We start from the raw sequence: 16,477 nt of genomic DNA, 5'->3' as shown, positions 1-16,477 counted from the left end.
GAGAGGGCGGGGGGAGAGGGCCAGCCAACGCACGATTCGCTAGCCCATACGCCAGCATCAGCCCTTGCGCTTCGCCCACGCCCCCAGTTCTTTCATCAACGCCCGCTCCTGCAAGGCAATCCCCCGCAACGAATCGGCAATCGGCGCAAAGTTCGGCGCTTCGGTTTTGCTGCGGCTGGCCCGTACGCAGGCCGAGGCAAACTGGCGCCACTCATCACCAATGGCGGTCAGCCGCGCCGAGGCTTCACCCAGGGTCGCGTCGCCCAGCTTTTCGCCGGCTTCCTGGAGGAAGCTGGCGTACATGAAGCGAAAACCCGCACCGCCGGTGCCGATCTCTTCCTGCATGCGCACGATGTGGGTCAGGTACAGACGGTTGTACTTGGCCTGCGCCGGATCGAGCCGGGCGACGCGATCGGCCAGGTGCTGGATGCCGCGAATGCCGATCCACGGCAGCGGCATGCCGTCGAGGATGCGCGTGGTGGCCAGCACGCCCTTGCGGATCAGGCGATCCCAGTCCTGCTCCAGCGGCACGTCGTCGAGCCAATACATCAACCCCTTGGCGGCCAGCGCGCCCTTGGCGAAGCGCGCCTTCTGCAGGTCCTCGGCGGCGCAGCGCATCGGCTGCTCGAACACCGGGTCGCTGATCAGGTAGTCGTTGCCCTCGCGGCCGTAGGCCAGCAGGTTGTGCGCATTGAAGTGAAAGCGCATTTCCGGCGGAAAGTACGGCAGCCAGAACACCGAACTCTGCAGGCCGGCGAGGCGGCCGGCGTCGAGCGCCGCGTCCAGTTCGCGGCGGCCCTGCTCCGGATTACCGAAGGTGCGGCTGTGCAACCGCGCGCCGAGACGCTTGCTCAGCGTTTTGATCAGGTGACGCGGCGGCATGCGGTAGGCGATCAGCGGCATGCCGCTGAGCTTGACGATCGGCAGGTAGGCGAACGCCAGCCCGGAGGCGAGGCCGAACGCCATCGGCTCGCTCATCGGCAGCCCGGCGTGGGTCAGCAGGCTGGCCATCACGCCACTTTCGCAATGGGCGCTCTGGCGGTGTTGGAAAACGGTCATGCCAAATCCTTCTGGTAGCCCAGCAGTTCCTCGAGCGGCAGACCGAACGCCTCCGCGTAACGCGCCAGTATCGATGCCGGCAGACGGCGGTACACCTCCGCACGGAAGTGCCGGCGGATGCGCCACTGCCAGAGGCCGGTGATCTGTCCCAGCGCCGGTTCGTCCAGACGATAGCGGTACATCAGGCATTTCAGCGGCGATGCCTCGCCACGCTGCCAGGCGCCCAGCGCTTCGGCCTCGTGGGCCTCCATCTCGGCGACCGCCAGTTGCGTGGCATAGGCCTCGGGCTTCCAGCCATCGCTCTGAGCGCGCTGGTAGTGGCCGCTGGCATCCACCGCGTAGACCAGCTTGCTGTGCCCGCCGTAGGTGGAGCTGTGATCCTGCGGAACCTCGTCAAGCTTCATCGCCGACCACCGTCAGGTGCATGAAGGCGCTGGAGAAGCGCCCGCTTTCCGGCACGTAGCAGAGCAGCCGCTCGCCGCTGCGAAGGCCGCCGCCGTTGAACAGCTCCTCGAGCATGATGAAGATCGAGGCCGCGCCGGTGTTGCCCTTGCGGGTCAGGTTGGTGAACCAGCGTTCCTGGGGGATCGGCAGATCGGCGTTGGCCAGGCCGACGGCGAGGCGCTCGCGGAAGAACTGCGAGGAGTAGTGCGGGAGGAAATGTTCGATGTCGCCGACGCGCAGTTCGCGGCGCGCCATGATCCGCTGCAACGCCTGCTCGACGGTGTACTTGACGATGTTCTCGTTGAGCAGCTTGACGTTCTGCTTGATCGCCATCACCGAGCGGCGGTTGCGTTCCTCGGCGTCGAAGCGGCTCCAGCCGGTCAGCTGGTCGTCCTGCATGTCGGCGCCGGCGTACATGCACGGCGGCATCTGGTCGGCGAAGGAGTAGATGTCGATCCAGTCGACGCGCAGGCTCAGCCCGCGCGCATTCGGCCTACCCTGCAGGAGCACCGCGCCGGCGCCGTCGGAGAGCATCCAGCGCAGGAAGTCCTTCTCGAAGGCGATCTCCGGGTGGCTTTCCAGGTCGTCGACGCGGCTTTCGTATTCGGCGTTGAAGTTGCGAGCCTGCATCAGCGTCGAGGCCACCTCCGACCCGCAGGCCACGGCGTTGCGGCTCTCGCCGCTGGCGACGCTCATCCAGGCGTACTTCAGCGCGCTCATGCCGCACAGGCAGATACCGGCGGTGGACACCACCTCGCAGGGGGGATTGCCCAGTTCGCCGTGAACCATCACCGCATGGTTGGGCATCACCTGGTCGGGCGAGGAACTGCTGGCGACCAGGCAATCGAGCGCATCCAGCGCGAAACCCTCCCCGGCCAGGCCGCGAATCGCCTCGGCGCTGAGCTGCGCGTTGCTCATGCTCGGCTCGCCCGTGGCGGGGTCGATCACGTAATGGCGCCCGGTGATGCCGTTGCTGCGCAGGACCAGCTTGCGCGCCCGCGACGGCTTGCCGCCGACCAGGCCCAGGCGCGCCTCCATCTGCTCGTTGTCGACGGCATCGTGGGGCAGGAAGGCACTGATGCGATTGATGAATACAGGTTGAACCACGGGATTCCTCGGTCAAGTCACTCGCCGGACGGGCCGGCGAAGTAGTCCTTTTGACGCTGCGTCCGCGCCTTGAACAGCGGCGCCAGCACCTTCTTCAGCAGTGCGCCGGCGGGCACCACGGTGATGATCAGGCTGATCAGAAAGACGATATAGAGCACCAGCCCGGCGCCGCGCCGACGGCTCTGCTGCGGGCCCAGCGCGCTGAGCAGGCGGCTCCACAACTGAAAGCTGCGGTTGCCCACGGTCTCGCTGCCGATCAGTTTCTCGTCCACCTTGACCGCGCCGAGCCCACGCAACATGGGTTGCTCGAGTGGCAGCGCGTCGGCCGACAGGCGTCGCGCGATGGCCTCGCCAAAACGGCTGGCCGCGCTGATCTCCGCGTCCGCGATACCGGCTTCAGGCACCCAGTGATAGGGCTTGCGGCGGCCGGTGAACATCCACAGCGGCGTGGCGAGGAAGCTGGCGGCGGTGCCGCACGCGTCGGTGAGGGCAACGTTGTCGAGCAGGCGTGCGCCCAGCTGTGCCAGCCTGGCCTTGACCTTCTCCTGCGCCATCAGCCACATGTTGCGACAGCCGATCAGCGTCACCACGGGCCGCCCGCGCAGCAGGCGCGCCGCCTCCGGTGACGCGAGGAAGCTGGTCAGCGGCAGCGACGGCGAAAGGAACCAGACCTGGTAGGCAAGGATGATCAGGTCGTAGTCTTTCCCGGCATCCACCGCTAGAGGCCGCAGCGGCTGCGGCTTCATCAGCACGGTTTCGGGAAAGATGCGGAAAAAACCGAGAAACGGCCAGGGGAACGGGTAAGGTTGGGCGGGCTCGAGCGGCAGGAAATCCACCTGGATGCCGGCATCCGCCTGCAACGGCGCGCAAACCGATTGAACCAGCCGATTCAGCTGGCCGGTTTGCGAGTAATGGACCACCAGCACCTGACGCATACCCTGCCAATTCCCTGCAAAATGTTGCGAATTATGCCACAGACCTTTTTTCGAACCGTAACCCAGACGACATATTGCGCGCTGCTATGGATGGCCTTGGGCGGGACGGTGTTCGCCGGCGATATCCGCCTGATTCTCGAGGGACGGCAGAAGGCCGGCGACGTGCACGTCGCGCTGCTGCCTGACGACAGCGAGGAATGGGCGGAGCAACCCCTGCGCACGCTGCAGGGGAACGAGGCGGTTCTGGTGCTGCGCGAAGTGCCCGCCGGCCGCTACGCCGTGCAGGTCTACCAGGACCTCGACGGCAACGGCCAACTGAACCTCAGCCCACGCGGCCTGCCGCTGGAGCCGGTGGGTTTCTCCGGCAACCCCTCGCTGCTAAGCGGCAAGCCCCGACCCGAGGAGTGCCTGCTCACCCACGGCGAGCGGGACTCCGTGCTGAGCATCCGCCTGCAAAGTCGCCGCCAGTAGACTACGGCTGCCGCCAGATCAGTTGGCTGACGTCGTATCCCTGCTCGCGGGCCACGCCGAGCAGACGCTCGCGGGCGGCGGCGTCGACCTCGGGCGTGCGCGAGAGCAACCACAGGTACTTGCGGTTCGGGTGGCCGACGAGCGCGGTGCGGTAGTCGTCGTCCAGGTAGAGCACCCAGTACTCGCCGCGGGTCAGGCCGGGGAAGAGCCTGCTGAACCAATTGTCGAACCGTACCCAGAGCTTGTCCGTGCGCCCCTCGACCTGCGGCACGGCCTCGCCGACCGCCTCCTGCCATTCGCCACTGTCGGTCTTGCAGCGGTTGCGCACGCTAACGGCGCCGTCGGCCCGCAGGCTGTAGCGGGCCTCGGACTGCACGCAATTGCGCTGGAAGAACATCGGCAGGCGCGCCAGTTCGTACCAGGTGCCCTGGTAGCGCTGCAGGTCGACCGCAGCGACGGTACGCGGCGGCGGTGGCGCATCGCCGGACGCGCAGGCGCTGAGCAACAGGGCGAAGAAAACAGCGAACAGCAGGCGCATGGCGAACTCCTTTACTTGAGGCCCTGGCCGGAGAACATCACTACCTTGCCGGCGGCGTACTGCACGCTGATGAAAGTTTTCTGGTCGCCCCAGGTGCAGCTGGACACACCCATGGCGCCTGAACATTCGGTCGGCTCGCCGAGCAGCGCCTCGACTTCGGCCTTGCTCATGCCGGGGCCGATCTTGGCGTAGTTTTCCTGGTTGATCTTGCTGCAGCCGGCTATCAGCAGGCAGGCCAGTACGGCGGAGAAGCGCAAGGACATGGTGTGATGCTCCTGATTGGAAAGGCCGCGGCTCAGAAGCGCGAACCGGGCCGACGCAGAAAGTCTTTTTCCTCATCGGTGGACAGCCGACCGAGGATCTCGTTGCGATGGGGAAAGCGGCCGAAACGGGCGATCACGTCGCGGTGCTTGCGGGCGAAGGCAAGGAAATCGTCGAAGATCGCGCGCTCCTCGTCGTGGTGCAGGTCCGCGAGTGCGGCGAACGCCACCACGCCGCGTTCCTGGCGGTCGAGGTCCTCGGCGTGCTCCAGCACCAGATAGCAGAACACCTGCCGGATCGGCGCCAACGCGCTGGCCAAGCCGTGCGCCAGGCCAAGATCGAGCAGCGCCCGGGCAGCGGCATCACCGGCGAAGGCTTCGGGCTTACCGCGATGGATCATCCGGGGAAGCTGATCGAGCAGGATCAGCAGCGCCAGCCAGCCGTCGGGCGTCTGCGCCCAGTCGTCCAGCTCGCCCTGCAACGCCTGGGCGGTGAGCCCGCCGAAGCGCTCTCGGGCTTCGGCATCCTGAGCCTGGCGGTAGCCGAACCACAGGCGGTTCCGCTGCGCGGCGATCTGGCTCGCCGTGCCGTCCTCGCCGAACCACCACTGCAGCAGCGGTTGCCAGGGTGCTGGCGTTCCGGAGTCAGGCCTGATGGTGATACCCGGTCACGCGCTCGACCTCTTCCTTGGAGCCGAGGTAGACGGCGACACGCTGGTGCAGCGAGGTCGGCTGAATATCGAGGATGCGCTGGTGGCCGTCGGTGGACGCGCCGCCGGCCTGTTCGATCAGCATCGACATCGGGTTGGCCTCGTACATCAGGCGCAGCTTGCCGGGCTTGGACGGATCGCGCGAATCGCGCGGGTACATGAACAGGCCGCCACGGGTCAGGATGCGATGCACGTCGGCCACCATCGAGGCGATCCAGCGCATGTTGTAGTCCTTGCCCAGCGGGCCGGCCTTGCCTTCGAGCAACTCGTTCACGTAGCGCTGCACCGGGGCTTCCCAATGACGCTGGTTGGACATGTTGATGGCGAACTCGGCGGTGCTTTCCGGCACGCGGATGTCGTCGTGGGTGAGCACCCAGCTGCCCATCTCGCGGTCCAGGGTGAAGCCCTTCACGCCGTCGCCCAAGGTCAGGATCAGCATGGTCTGCGGACCGTAGATGGCGTAACCGGCGGCGACCTGCTTGGTGCCGGGCTGGAGGAAGGCTTCCTCGCCCAGCGGCTCGTTCTGGCTGAAGCATTCGCCCGGGCAGCGCAGCACCGAGAAGATGGTGCCGACCGAGACGTTGACGTCGATGTTCGAGGAGCCGTCCAGCGGGTCGAACGTGAGCAGGTAGGCGCCTTTCGGGTACTGGCCGGGAATCTGGTAGGCGTTGTCCATTTCTTCGGACGCCATGCCGGCCAGGGTGCCGCCCCACTCGTTGGCTTCCAGGAGGATCTCGTTGGAGAGCACGTCGAGCTTCTTCTGTACTTCGCCCTGCACGTTCTCGGTGCCCATGCTGCCCAGCACGCCGCCCAGCGCGCCTTTGGAGACCGCATGGCTGATTTCCTTGCAGGCACGCGCCACCACCTCGATGAGGAAGCGCAGGTCAGCCGGCGTGTTGTGACTGCGGGTTTGCTCGATCAGGTAGCGGCTGAGGGAAACGCGGGACATGGACGACTCCAGGTATGAAGGGGAAAAACCCGCGCAGTTTAGCGCGACTCGGCAGGCGATGCTGCGTCAGACCGGGCTGCCTGCGCGGAGTTCAGCGAAGCGGCGCAGGGCGTCTCGCCCGCGGGGCCGACCCTGAGCCGGTCGACGCCAGCAGAGCGCGCCACCAGCACATTTTGCGCGCCCATGAAAAAGTCCCGCCGAGGCGGGGCTTCTGCTCGACCGGACACAGGACCGCTCAGGCTCTCGCGGGCTGGGGCCGGCCCGGCATTTCCAACACCGGACCGTGGACGGGTGCTTACAGGCCGGCGGCGGCGCGCAGCGCTTCCGCCCGGTCGGTCTTTTCCCAGGTGAAGGTGGTGAAGGTGTCGTCGCCCACCGTGAGCTGTTCCGGCGTGCGGCCGAAGTGGCCGTAGGCGGCGGTGGCCCGGTACATCGGGTGCAGCAGGTCGAGCATCTTGGTGATCGCGTAGGGACGCAGGTCGAAGTGCTCGCGGACCAGGGCGATGATCTTGTCGTCGCCGATCTTGCCGGTGCCGAAGGTGTTGATCGAGATCGAGGTCGGCTGGGCCACGCCGATGGCATAGGACACCTGGATTTCGCAGCGCTCGGCGAGGCCGGCGGCCACGATGTTCTTCGCCACGTAGCGGCCGGCGTAGGCGGCCGAGCGGTCGACCTTGGACGGGTCCTTGCCGGAGAACGCGCCGCCGCCGTGACGGGCCATGCCGCCGTAGGAGTCGACGATGATCTTGCGTCCGGTCAGGCCGCAGTCGCCCACTGGGCCGCCGATGACGAAGTTGCCGGTCGGGTTGATGTGGAACTGGGTGCCCTTGTGCAGCAGCTCGGCCGGCAGCACGTGCTTGATGATCAGCTCCATCACGCCGTCGCGGAGGTCGGCCAGCGAGACGTCCGGATTGTGCTGAGTGGACAGCACCACGGCGTCGATGCCAACGACCTTGCCGTTCTCGTACTGGCAGGTGACCTGGGATTTCGCATCCGGGCGCAGCCACGACAGCAGGCCCGACTTGCGCGCCTCGGCCTGGCGCTGGACCAGCGCGTGGGAGAAGCGGATCGGCGCCGGCATCAGCACGTCGGTTTCGTCGCTGGCGTAGCCGAACATCAGGCCCTGGTCGCCGGCACCCTGGTCTTCCGGTTTGGCGCGGTCGACACCCTGGTTGATGTCCGGGGACTGCTTGCCGATGATGTTCATCACGCCGCAGGTGGCGCCGTCGAAACCGACGTCGGAGCTGGTGTAGCCGATGTCGCAGATGACGTCGCGGACGATCTGCTCCAGGTCGACCCAGGCGCTGGTGGTGACTTCGCCGGCGACGATGGCCACGCCGGTCTTGACCAGGGTTTCGACGGCCACGCGGGCGTGCTTGTCCTGGGTGATGATGGCGTCGAGGACGGCATCGGAAATCTGGTCGGCGATCTTGTCCGGATGTCCTTCGGACACCGACTCGGAGGTAAACAGGGAATATTCGCTCATCGATCGGTTCCTATTCTTTACCGGTTGATGTGGGGTGATCGGGCTTGGCGAAGTGCCGAACCTGGATCTGGAAGCCGTTTCTCAGGCCAATGTAGAGACTCTCGCCGCTGGCGAGCCCCGCGGCATCGGCCCAGCGGGCCAGGTCGTCCTGCTCGAAACCCAGCCAGAGATCGCCGCAGGCCGTCCTGGCCCAGCTCTGGTCGTGACTGCACAGCTCGGTGATCAGCAGACTGCCGCCCGCCTTCACCAGCCCCGCCAGGTGTTTCAGCGCATCCGCCGGCGCCGCCAGGTGATGCAGTACGAGGTTCAGCACGACGCAATCGGCCGCCGGCTGGGGCTCGGCCAGCGCGTCGGCGAGGAGCAGTTCGACGTTGTCGAGGCCCTCGCGCGCGCAGCGCCCGCGGGCCAGCTCGAGCATCGCCGGGCTGTTGTCCAGCGCGGTGACGCGGCTGAAGCGGCGCGCCAGCTCCGGCAGGAAGCCGCCGTCACCCGGGCCGACCTCGATGGCCGTGGCCTGCGCCGGAAAGCTCAGCGCGTCGAGCAGCGCCAGCACGCTTTCGCGGTACTGCGGCAGCCCGGCGATCAGGTCCTGCTGGGCCTGGAAGGTGTCCGCTATGCGGGCGAAGAAATCGCGACTGGCCGCCGCGCGCTGCGCGTGCACCGCGGCGATCCGCGCCAGGCAGTCTTCCGGCAGCTGCAACTGATCGGCCTCTTCGAGCAGCGCCGCGTGCAGGCGCCCGCCGAAACTGTCGGCCTGCGGCAGCGCGCGCCGGTAGAAGATCGCATTGCCCTCGCGCCGGGTCGCCACCAGGCGCGCCTGGGCCAGCACCTTGAGGTGGTGGCTGATACCGGACTGGCCGATGGCGAAGATCTGCGCCAGTTCGAGCACGCCGAAGGAGTCGTTGGCCAGGGCGCGCAGCACGTTCAGCCGCAGCGGATCGCCGCCGGCCTTGCACAGGGCAGCCAGCTCGTCGCTCGGTTCGAACCGCAGGTGCGGCATGCGCAGGTTGTTCATAGGGACCGAAGTCTAGTCGGGGGATTTACATCGGGCAACGGCAATATCAAAAAGTTTTGATATTGCCTGCCACACATCAACCCGCGTCGACCAGTTGGAGGAACGCCGCCGGTGCCGGGCTCAGGCTGTCGGCCTTGCGCCAGAGCACGTGGAGGTCGCGGACGATGTGCAGATCGCGCACATCCAGGCGCACCAGCTGACCGCTGGCCAGTTCGCTGTCCACCACCCGTTCGGACAGCCAGGCGATGCCCACGCCGCCGGAAATCAGGTGCTTGAGCGCCTCGGTGCTGCCGATGGACATCTGCGCGCGCAACTCCAGGCCATGCTCGGCGTATGCCTGCTCGATGCTTGCCCGGGCACCGGAACCGGGCTCACGCATGTACAGCGCGTGGCCGTCGAGTTCGGCCGCCAGCAGCCCGCTGCGCCGCGCCAGCGGATGGCTCGGCCCGACCACCGGCAGCAGCGCGTCGCGGGCGAGCAGGCGGTGCGCGTAGTCCGCCTGGGCGAACGGGCCCTCGACGAAGCCCAGGCTGATGCCGGCGTTGTCGAGCTGATCCGTGACCACCTGGGTATTGCTCACCAGCAGCTCGACGAAGACCTCCGGGTATCTGGCGCGGAACCGGTTGATCAGCGTCGGCAGCAGGTAGGTGCCCAGGGTGGCACTCGCGCCCAGGCGCAATTCGCCGGTCGCCAGGCTGGCGAAATCGCGCAGGTCGCGCTCGGCCGCCTGTTCCAGGGAGAAGATGCGCTGGGCGTACTGGCGCAGGCGCTCGCCGCCTTCGGTCAGGCTCACGCCGCGCGGTTGCCGGTCGAACAGGCTCAAGCCGATGCTGGCTTCCAACTCGCGGATTTCGCGGGTCACCGCCGGCTGGCTGATGAACAGCCTGGCCGCACCGGCGCTGATGCTGCCGGCTTCGGCAACGGCGAGGAACACACGGAGATGATGAAGATTCATACGGATTAAGCATGCCATGAATGCTGAATATGTATTTTAAATATGGCACGCCAATTCATAGGCTGGCGATCTCTGCTGACACACTCCACCTGGAGCCGCTGCAATGCCTCGCCCCTTCACCCGCCTGCCCGAACCCTGGGCCTTCGTCCGCCACTTCACGCCCAACTGGTTCGCCATGACCATGGGCACCGGCGTGCTGGCATTGGTCATCGCCAACCTGCCATGGGCCTTCGCCGGCCGCGACGACCTGGCTTTTGCCATCTTGCTGATCAATGCGCTGCTGTTCGTGACCTTCAGCCTGCTGTTCGTCGCCCGCTGCCTGCTGTTCCGCGACACCTTCATGCCGATGCTCACGCACCCGGTGCAGTCGATGTACCTCGGCGCGATCCCGATGGGCCTGGCGACGCTGATCAGCGGGATGACGCTGTTCGGCGCGCGGCACCTGGGCAACGGCGTCTATCCGCTGGCGCAGGCGCTGTGGTGGGTCGATGCGCTGCTGGCGATGGGCACCGCGATGCTTGTGCCGTACCTGATGTTCACCCGCCAGGACCACGCGCTGGAGAAGCTGACCGGTGTCTGGCTGCTGCCGATCGTCGCACCCGAGGTGGCCGCCAGCGCAGCCGGCGTGCTGGTGCCGCACCTGTCGCCGGAAGCCGCCCGACAGATGCTAGCGGTCGGCTACCTGATGTGGGGCATGTCGCTGAGCCTGGCGTTCTCGCTGATCACCCTGGTGCTGCTGCGCCTGGCGCTGCACAAGCTGCCGGACACCGATTTCGCCGCCACCAGCTGGCTGCCCCTCGGGCCGTTGTCCACCGGTTGCCTGGGCCTGCTGAGCATGGGCCGCGATGCCCCGCTGGCGTTCGCCGGCACGCCCTTGCAGGGCGCCGCCGAGCTCGCCCGCGACATCGGCCTTATCGGCGGCCTGGCGCTGTGGGGCGCGGCGCTCTGGTGGCTGGTCGCGGCAACGCTGTTCACCCGCCATTACCTGCGCGACCGCATGGCCTTCAACCTCGGCTGGTGGGGGTTCACCTTCCCGCTCGGAGTATTCAGCCTCGCCACGTTCGAGCTTTATCGGCTGACCGCGCTGTCACTGTTCGGGGTGATCGGCGCCGCCACGGCGCTGCAACTGATCGCCGTCTGGACGCTGGTGATGCAGCGCACGCTTCGCGGCATCTGGCACGGCGAGCTGTTCAGCGCACCCTGCCTGCGCAGAGCCGCCTAAAGCGCCGCGCACGCCCGGCCATCCGGCTCTGGCTCGGCGGCTCGCAGGTGGCTCCTGGACGAGCGCGAACGGCAGATGAGGAGGCGCGGAGAATCGGCGGTCGACCGTCCGCGCTTCCGTCATTGCCCGATCACCTCCCGCTAAGTGAAAATAGCCGCCCTTTTTCGTTAGCCGTCTTTACAAGACCCGCAGGAGATCAGCGATGCCCAGCCGTCGTGAGCGTGCCAATGCCATTCGTGCCCTGAGCATGGATGCCGTGCAGAAAGCCAACAGCGGCCACCCCGGTGCCCCCATGGGCATGGCGGACATCGCCGAAGTGCTCTGGCGCGACTATCTCAAGCACAACCCGAGCAACCCGCACTGGGCCGACCGCGACCGCTTCGTGCTGTCCAACGGCCACGGTTCGATGCTGATCTACTCGCTGCTGCACCTGACCGGCTACGACCTGTCCATCGACGACCTGAAGAACTTCCGCCAGCTGCACAGCAAGACGCCGGGCCACCCGGAGTTCGGCTACGCGCCGGGCGTCGAGACCACCACCGGCCCGCTCGGCCAGGGCATCGCCAACGCCGTCGGCTTCGCCCTGGCGGAGAAGATCATGGCCGCCCAGTTCAACCGTGACGGCCACAGCATCGTCGACCACAACACCTACGTGTTCCTTGGCGACGGCTGCATGATGGAAGGCATCAGCCACGAAGTCTGCTCGCTGGCCGGCACCCTCGGCCTGGGCAAGCTGATCGCCTTCTACGACGACAACGGCATCTCCATCGACGGCGAAGTCCATGGCTGGTTCACCGACGACACCCCGGCGCGCTTCGAGGCCTACGGCTGGCAAGTGATCCGCAACGTCGACGGGCATGACGCCGAAGAAATCAAGATGGCCATCGACACCGCGCGCAAGAGCGCGCAGCCGACGCTGATCTGCTGCAAGACCATCATCGGCTTCGGCTCTCCGAACAAGCAGGGCAAGGAAGAAAGCCACGGCGCCGCCCTCGGCGTCGACGAAATCGCCCTGACCCGCGCCGCGCTGGGCTGGGACCACGCCCCCTTCGAAATTCCCGCCGACATCTACGCCGAGTGGGATGCCAAGGAAGCCGGCGTCGCCGCCGAAGCCGACTGGAACCAGCGTTTCGCCGCCTACTCCGCCGCCTACCCGGAACTCGCCAACGAATTCGTCCGGCGCATGGCCGGCGAGCTGCCGGCGGACTTCTCGGAAAAAGCCTCCGAGTTCATCCGCGCGGTCGCCGAAAAGGGCGAGACCATCGCCAGCCGCAAGGCCAGCCAGAACTGCCTGAACGCGTTCGGCCCGCTGCTGCCGGAGCTGCTTGGCGGCTCCGCCGACCTCGCCGGTTCCAACCTGACCCTGTGGAAAGGCTGCAAGCCGGTGGTTCAGGAAGACGCCTCGGGCAACTACATGTACTACGGCGTCCGCGAATTCGGCATGAGCGCGATCATGAACGGCATTGCCCTCCACGGTGGCCTGATCCCCTACGGCGCGACCTTTTTGATGTTCATGGAGTACGCGCGCAACGCCGTGCGCATGGCCGCGCTGATGAAACAGCGCGTGCTCTTCGTGTTCACCCACGACTCCATCGGCCTGGGCGAAGACGGCCCGACCCACCAGCCGGTCGAGCAACTGACCAGCCTGCGCACCACGCCGAACCTGGACACCTGGCGTCCGGCCGATGCGGTGGAAGCCGCGGTAGCCTGGAAGCACGCCATCGAGCGCAAGGACGGTCCGAGCGCGCTGATCTTCTCGCGCCAGAATCTGCCGCATAACCTGCGCGACCACGAAACCGAGGCGGCCATCAGCCGTGGCGGCTATGTGCTCAAGGGCTGCGTCGGCGAGCCGGAACTGATCCTCATCGCCACCGGCTCGGAAGTCGGCCTGGCCATGGCCGCCTACGACAGACTCACCGAGCAGGGTCGCCGGGTGCGCGTGGTGTCGATGCCGTCGACCAACGTCTTCGACCAACAGGACGCCAGCTACAAGCAGGCGGTGCTGCCGCTGGAAGTCGGCGCGCGGATCGCCATCGAAGCCGCCCATGCCGATTACTGGTACAAGTACGTCGGCCTCGAGGGCCGCGTGATCGGCATGACCGGCTACGGCGAATCGGCCCCGGCCGGCGCGCTGTTCGAGCACTTCGGTTTCACCGTCGAGAACGTCCTGGCGACGGCCGAAGAGCTGCTGGAAGACTAAAGCCGGAACGACGCCGCAGGGCGGATTGAGCGTAGCCGACGCTCTTTTCATCCGCCGCTGCACCGCTCGGTGGATCGATGAAACGCGATCCACCCTACGGGTCCTGCCTGTGTAGGATGGGTCGAGCGCAGCGACACCCATCGCCTGTGCCGATGGGATACGCCGCGTCACGGCTGGCCCGTCCCACGGACGTTTCCCCACCGAGATCGCCATGTCCAAGCCTTCCTACAAAGTCGCCCTCAACGGCTACGGCCGTATAGGCCGCTGCGTGCTGCGGGCGCTGCACGAGCGCCACGACGAGACGAATTTCGACATCGTCGCGCTGAACGACCTCGCCGATCAGGCGAGCATCGAGTACCTGACCCGCTTCGACTCCACCCACGGCCGCTTCCCCGGCGCGGTGAGCGTCGACGGTGACTGCCTGCACATCAATGGCGACTGCGTGAAGGTGCTGCGCGAGCGCACGCCGGAAGCCATCGACTGGCGCGCGCTGGAGGTGGACCTGGTGCTGGAATGCTCGGGCGCCTACAACACGCGCCGCGAGGCGCAGCGCTTCATCGATGCCGGCGCGCCACGCGTGCTGCTGTCGCAACCGATGGCCAGCGAGGCCGACATCGACGCCACCGTGGTCTTCGGCATCAACCAGGCGTGCCTGAGTGGCGGCGAGAAGCTGGTCTCCAACGCCTCCTGCACCACCAACTGCAGCGTGCCGTTGCTGAAACTTTTGAACGATGCCGTGGGTCTTGAATACGTTTCCATCACCACGATCCACTCCGCGATGAATGACCAGCCGGTAATCGACGCCTATCACCACGAGGACCTGCGCCGCACGCGCTCGGCCTTCCAGTCGGTGATTCCGGTGTCCACCGGCCTCGCCCGCGGTATCGAACGGCTGCTGCCGGAGCTGTCCGGGCGCATCCAGGCCAAGGCGATCCGCGTGCCGACGGTCAACGTGTCGTGCCTCGACATCACCCTGCAGACCGCTCGCGACACCTCCACGGAGGAGATCAACCGGATTCTCCGGGGCGCCTCGGAAAGCGGCCCTCTACAAGGCCTGCTGGCCTACACCGAACTGCCGCACGCCAGCTGCGACTTCAACCACGACCCTCACTCGGCCATCGTCGATGGCAGCCTGACCCGCGTTTCCGGCCCCCGGCTGGTGAACTTGCTGGCCTGGTTCGATAACGAATGGGGCTTCGCCAATCGCATGCTCGATGTGGCAGAACATTTCCTGCGTACTGCCCACCCTCACTGAACCGCTCATTCAAGGACCGACTCCATGACCACGCCCTTCATGAACATAGCGAAGATGACCGACCTCGACCTGCACGGTAAGCGCGTACTGATTCGCGAAGACCTTAACGTGCCGGTGAAAGAAGGTGTGGTGAAGAGCGATGCGCGCATCGTCGCGGCGCTGCCAACCCTCAAACTGGCCCTGGAAAAGGGCGCCGCGGTGCTGGTCTGCTCGCACCTGGGCCGTCCCGAGGAAGGCATCTACAGCGAAGAAGACAGCCTGGCGCCCGTCGCCGCCTACCTGGCCAAGGCGCTGGGCCGCGAGGTTCCGCTGATCAAGGACTATCTCGACGGCTTCGACGTCCAGCCCGGCCAGTTGGTGCTGCTGGAGAACGTGCGCTTCAACAAGGGCGAGAAGAAGAACACCGACGAGCTGGCGCAGAAGTACGCCGCGCTCTGCGACGTGTTCGTGATGGACGCCTTCGGCACCGCGCACCGCGCCCAGGGCTCGACCCACGGCGTGGCGAAGTTCGCCAAGGTCGCCGCAGCCGGCCCGCTGCTGGCCGCCGAACTCGAAGCCCTGGGCAAGGCGCTGAAGAGCCCCGAGCGTCCGCTGGCGGCCATCGTCGCCGGCTCCAAGGTCTCGACCAAACTCGACGTGCTGAATTCGCTGAGCCAGCTCTGCGACCAGTTGATCGTTGGCGGCGGTATCGCCAACACCTTCCTCGCTGCCGCCGGCTACAAGGTCGGCAAGTCGCTCTACGAAGCCGACCTGGTGGATACCGCCAAGGCCATCGCCGCCAAGGTCAGCGTGCCGCTGCCGGTGGACGTGGTGGTCGCAAAGGCCTTCGCCGAAGATGCCGAAGCCACCGTCAAGCCGATCGCCGACGTCGCCGATGACGACATGATCCTCGACATCGGCCCGCAGACCGCGGCGCAGTTCGCCGAGCTGTTGAAATCGTCGAAGACCATCCTCTGGAACGGTCCGGTCGGCGTCTTCGAGTTCGACCAGTTCGGCGAAGGCACCAAGGCGCTGGCCCTGGCGATCGCCGAAAGCCCGGCCTTCTCCATCGCCGGCGGTGGCGACACCCTGGCGGCGATCGACAAGTACGGCGTGGCCGAGAAGATCTCCTACATCTCCACCGGCGGCGGCGCCTTCCTCGAATTCGTCGAGGGCAAGGTGCTGCCGGCCGTGGAAATTCTGGAGCAGCGCGGCAACCGGTGAGGCCAAACGAAGCGGCCCCGGCAACCAACCGGGCCCGCCCGCTGTCTCTTGGTCTGGAACGGACCGATGGACGACGACCATGCGCTATTCATTGTTGCTGCTGTGCTGCCTAGGAGTCGCCGGTTGCGCCGGCGGCGGTTCGCCAAGTGCCTGCGAGGTGTTCAGCCCGCCGCCGTCGGAAAGCCCGACGAGCCGGGACGACCAGCGCGTCGAGGTGGCCAGCAGCGGCGACCCGACCCTGAGCAGCGATGCCTCGGAGCAGGATTGCCCCTGAGAGGAAACGGATTGAGAACGCTCATCGCGGTATCGCTGGCCAGCCTGCTGGCCGGCTGTTCGCATTGGCCGTCCACGGCGCAAACGCCTTGGACCCGGTGGAGCTGTGACAACGGCACCCGCCTGGACTGGCGCTACGCCGACGGCTCGCAGGGCAGCGTCGACATACGCCTAGGCGCCGACGCTGCACCGCAACGCCTGAAAAAGGAGCCGTCGACGTTCGGCAGCACCTACAGCGATGGCGTACTGACCCTCAACGACAAGGGCTCCGAAGGCCTGGTCTACCGCGTAGCCGACGACGAATTGCTCGCCCACGGCTGCCGGGCACCTTGAACGCTGTAACCTGCTTAAACTTGAACCCGGCCCGCCCCTGAGGCAGGCTTTGCGCTTAACCC

The 16,477-nt window shown here is 66.6% G+C and carries 18 protein-coding genes; 7 read left to right on the top strand and 11 right to left on the bottom strand.

The window, feature by feature from the left end; all coding sequences use genetic code 11:
- Positions 1–57: 57 nt before the first annotated feature.
- From B2X67_RS00720 to B2X67_RS00705, 4 genes are read right to left on the bottom strand one after another with little or no spacing between them, the layout of a single operon-like run.
- The gene (locus tag B2X67_RS00720) at positions 58–1,059 is read right to left on the bottom strand and encodes a BtrH N-terminal domain-containing protein (protein ID WP_286784300.1); all 1,002 of its coding nucleotides are present in this window, start codon (positions 1,057–1,059) and stop codon (positions 58–60) included.
- Positions 1,056–1,463: a hypothetical protein gene (locus B2X67_RS00715; RefSeq protein WP_286784299.1), complete on the bottom strand. Its 408-nt coding sequence runs from the start codon at positions 1,461–1,463 to the stop codon at positions 1,056–1,058. Before B2X67_RS00715 ends, B2X67_RS00720 begins: the two co-directional genes overlap by 4 nt.
- Complete coding sequence (locus B2X67_RS00710; protein WP_286784298.1) at positions 1,453–2,610, bottom strand: beta-ketoacyl-ACP synthase III; 1,158 nt, start codon at positions 2,608–2,610, stop codon at positions 1,453–1,455. The genes B2X67_RS00715 and B2X67_RS00710 overlap by 11 nt, the downstream gene beginning before the upstream one ends.
- A gap of 17 nt (positions 2,611–2,627) precedes the next feature.
- Positions 2,628–3,545, bottom strand: a complete 918-nt coding sequence (locus B2X67_RS00705; RefSeq protein WP_282341033.1) for a dialkylrecorsinol condensing enzyme — start codon at positions 3,543–3,545, stop codon at positions 2,628–2,630.
- A 90-nt stretch (positions 3,546–3,635) separates the two neighbouring features.
- Here B2X67_RS00705 and B2X67_RS00700 point away from each other — a divergent pair, with 90 nt between their 5' ends.
- Complete coding sequence (locus tag B2X67_RS00700; RefSeq protein WP_286784297.1) at positions 3,636–4,016, top strand: DUF2141 domain-containing protein; 381 nt, start codon at positions 3,636–3,638, stop codon at positions 4,014–4,016.
- A gap of 1 nt (position 4,017) precedes the next feature.
- Here the strand turns inward: B2X67_RS00700 and B2X67_RS00695 are convergent, their stop codons facing one another.
- From B2X67_RS00695 to B2X67_RS00665, 7 genes are all read right to left on the bottom strand, one after another.
- A complete protein-coding gene (locus B2X67_RS00695) occupies positions 4,018–4,554 on the bottom strand; it encodes a lipocalin family protein (protein WP_286784296.1) in 537 nt (178 codons plus the stop codon).
- 11 nt (positions 4,555–4,565) lie between these two features.
- A complete protein-coding gene (bamE, locus tag B2X67_RS00690) occupies positions 4,566–4,817 on the bottom strand; it encodes an outer membrane protein assembly factor BamE domain-containing protein (protein WP_282341027.1) in 252 nt (83 codons plus the stop codon).
- Positions 4,818–4,849: 32 nt separating this feature from the next.
- Complete coding sequence (locus B2X67_RS00685; RefSeq protein WP_286784340.1) at positions 4,850–5,470, bottom strand: DUF924 family protein; 621 nt, start codon at positions 5,468–5,470, stop codon at positions 4,850–4,852.
- On the bottom strand, positions 5,460–6,473 hold the full coding sequence (locus tag B2X67_RS00680; RefSeq protein ID WP_090225601.1) for a class 1 fructose-bisphosphatase: 1,014 nt from the start codon (positions 6,471–6,473) through the stop codon (positions 5,460–5,462). Before B2X67_RS00680 ends, B2X67_RS00685 begins: the two co-directional genes overlap by 11 nt.
- Positions 6,474–6,768: 295 nt before the next feature.
- Positions 6,769–7,959, bottom strand: coding sequence for a methionine adenosyltransferase (gene metK, locus B2X67_RS00675; protein WP_286784295.1), 1,191 nt, complete (start codon positions 7,957–7,959; stop codon positions 6,769–6,771).
- Positions 7,960–7,969: 10 nt separating this feature from the next.
- Positions 7,970–8,974 carry an ArsR/SmtB family transcription factor gene (locus tag B2X67_RS00670; protein ID WP_282341025.1) on the bottom strand — a complete coding sequence of 335 codons (1,005 nt, stop codon included), beginning with the start codon at positions 8,972–8,974 and terminating at the stop codon, positions 7,970–7,972.
- Positions 8,975–9,050: 76 nt separating this feature from the next.
- On the bottom strand, positions 9,051–9,929 hold the full coding sequence (locus B2X67_RS00665; protein WP_286784294.1) for a LysR family transcriptional regulator: 879 nt from the start codon (positions 9,927–9,929) through the stop codon (positions 9,051–9,053).
- A gap of 103 nt (positions 9,930–10,032) precedes the next feature.
- Between B2X67_RS00665 and B2X67_RS00660 the strand changes: the two genes are divergently transcribed.
- The 6 genes from B2X67_RS00660 (at position 10,033) to B2X67_RS00635 (ending at position 16,415) form a co-directional block, all read left to right on the top strand.
- Positions 10,033–11,151 carry a TDT family transporter gene (locus B2X67_RS00660; protein ID WP_286784293.1) on the top strand — a complete coding sequence of 373 codons (1,119 nt, stop codon included), beginning with the start codon at positions 10,033–10,035 and terminating at the stop codon, positions 11,149–11,151.
- A gap of 202 nt (positions 11,152–11,353) precedes the next feature.
- Complete coding sequence (gene tkt, locus B2X67_RS00655) at positions 11,354–13,351, top strand: transketolase (RefSeq protein ID WP_286784292.1); 1,998 nt, start codon at positions 11,354–11,356, stop codon at positions 13,349–13,351.
- 211 nt (positions 13,352–13,562) lie between these two features.
- Positions 13,563–14,606: an erythrose-4-phosphate dehydrogenase gene (gene epd / locus B2X67_RS00650; protein WP_282341019.1), complete on the top strand. Its 1,044-nt coding sequence runs from the start codon at positions 13,563–13,565 to the stop codon at positions 14,604–14,606.
- A 39-nt stretch (positions 14,607–14,645) separates the two neighbouring features.
- A complete protein-coding gene (locus tag B2X67_RS00645) occupies positions 14,646–15,809 on the top strand; it encodes a phosphoglycerate kinase (protein ID WP_286784339.1) in 1,164 nt (387 codons plus the stop codon).
- Positions 15,810–15,888: 79 nt separating this feature from the next.
- The gene (locus B2X67_RS00640) at positions 15,889–16,083 is read left to right on the top strand and encodes a hypothetical protein (protein WP_090225591.1); all 195 of its coding nucleotides are present in this window, start codon (positions 15,889–15,891) and stop codon (positions 16,081–16,083) included.
- An 11-nt stretch (positions 16,084–16,094) separates the two neighbouring features.
- Positions 16,095–16,415, top strand: a complete 321-nt coding sequence (locus B2X67_RS00635; protein ID WP_286784291.1) for an MliC family protein — start codon at positions 16,095–16,097, stop codon at positions 16,413–16,415.
- Positions 16,416–16,477 lie beyond the last annotated feature (62 nt).

This window comes from Pseudomonas sp. UBA3153, assembly GCF_002364635.1.
GTDB classification, from domain to species: Bacteria; Pseudomonadota; Gammaproteobacteria; order Pseudomonadales; family Pseudomonadaceae; genus Pseudomonas_O; species Pseudomonas_O kuykendallii.
Note: the sequence above shows the minus strand (reverse complement) of the source record. Positions and strands in the feature narration are given on the sequence as shown.

Excerpts from the sequence above, each read along its gene's own strand:
- tkt (WP_286784292.1), top strand. The coding sequence starts at position 11,354 with ATGCCCAGCCGTCGTGAGCGTGCCAATGCCATTCGTGCCCTGAGCATG.
- B2X67_RS00670 (WP_282341025.1), bottom strand. The coding sequence starts at position 8,974 with ATGAACAACCTGCGCATGCCGCACCTGCGGTTCGAACCGAGCGACGAG.
- B2X67_RS00705 (WP_282341033.1), bottom strand. The coding sequence starts at position 3,545 with ATGCGTCAGGTGCTGGTGGTCCATTACTCGCAAACCGGCCAGCTGAAT.
- bamE (WP_282341027.1), bottom strand. The coding sequence starts at position 4,817 with ATGTCCTTGCGCTTCTCCGCCGTACTGGCCTGCCTGCTGATAGCCGGC.
- B2X67_RS00640 (WP_090225591.1), top strand. The coding sequence starts at position 15,889 with ATGCGCTATTCATTGTTGCTGCTGTGCTGCCTAGGAGTCGCCGGTTGC.
- B2X67_RS00665 (WP_286784294.1), bottom strand. The coding sequence starts at position 9,929 with ATGAATCTTCATCATCTCCGTGTGTTCCTCGCCGTTGCCGAAGCCGGC.
- metK (WP_286784295.1), bottom strand. The coding sequence starts at position 7,959 with ATGAGCGAATATTCCCTGTTTACCTCCGAGTCGGTGTCCGAAGGACAT.
- B2X67_RS00700 (WP_286784297.1), top strand. The coding sequence starts at position 3,636 with ATGGCCTTGGGCGGGACGGTGTTCGCCGGCGATATCCGCCTGATTCTC.
- B2X67_RS00720 (WP_286784300.1), bottom strand. The coding sequence starts at position 1,059 with ATGACCGTTTTCCAACACCGCCAGAGCGCCCATTGCGAAAGTGGCGTG.
- B2X67_RS00680 (WP_090225601.1), bottom strand. The coding sequence starts at position 6,473 with ATGTCCCGCGTTTCCCTCAGCCGCTACCTGATCGAGCAAACCCGCAGT.
- B2X67_RS00715 (WP_286784299.1), bottom strand. The coding sequence starts at position 1,463 with ATGAAGCTTGACGAGGTTCCGCAGGATCACAGCTCCACCTACGGCGGG.
- B2X67_RS00645 (WP_286784339.1), top strand. The coding sequence starts at position 14,646 with ATGAACATAGCGAAGATGACCGACCTCGACCTGCACGGTAAGCGCGTA.
- epd (WP_282341019.1), top strand. The coding sequence starts at position 13,563 with ATGTCCAAGCCTTCCTACAAAGTCGCCCTCAACGGCTACGGCCGTATA.
- B2X67_RS00660 (WP_286784293.1), top strand. The coding sequence starts at position 10,033 with ATGCCTCGCCCCTTCACCCGCCTGCCCGAACCCTGGGCCTTCGTCCGC.
- B2X67_RS00695 (WP_286784296.1), bottom strand. The coding sequence starts at position 4,554 with ATGCGCCTGCTGTTCGCTGTTTTCTTCGCCCTGTTGCTCAGCGCCTGC.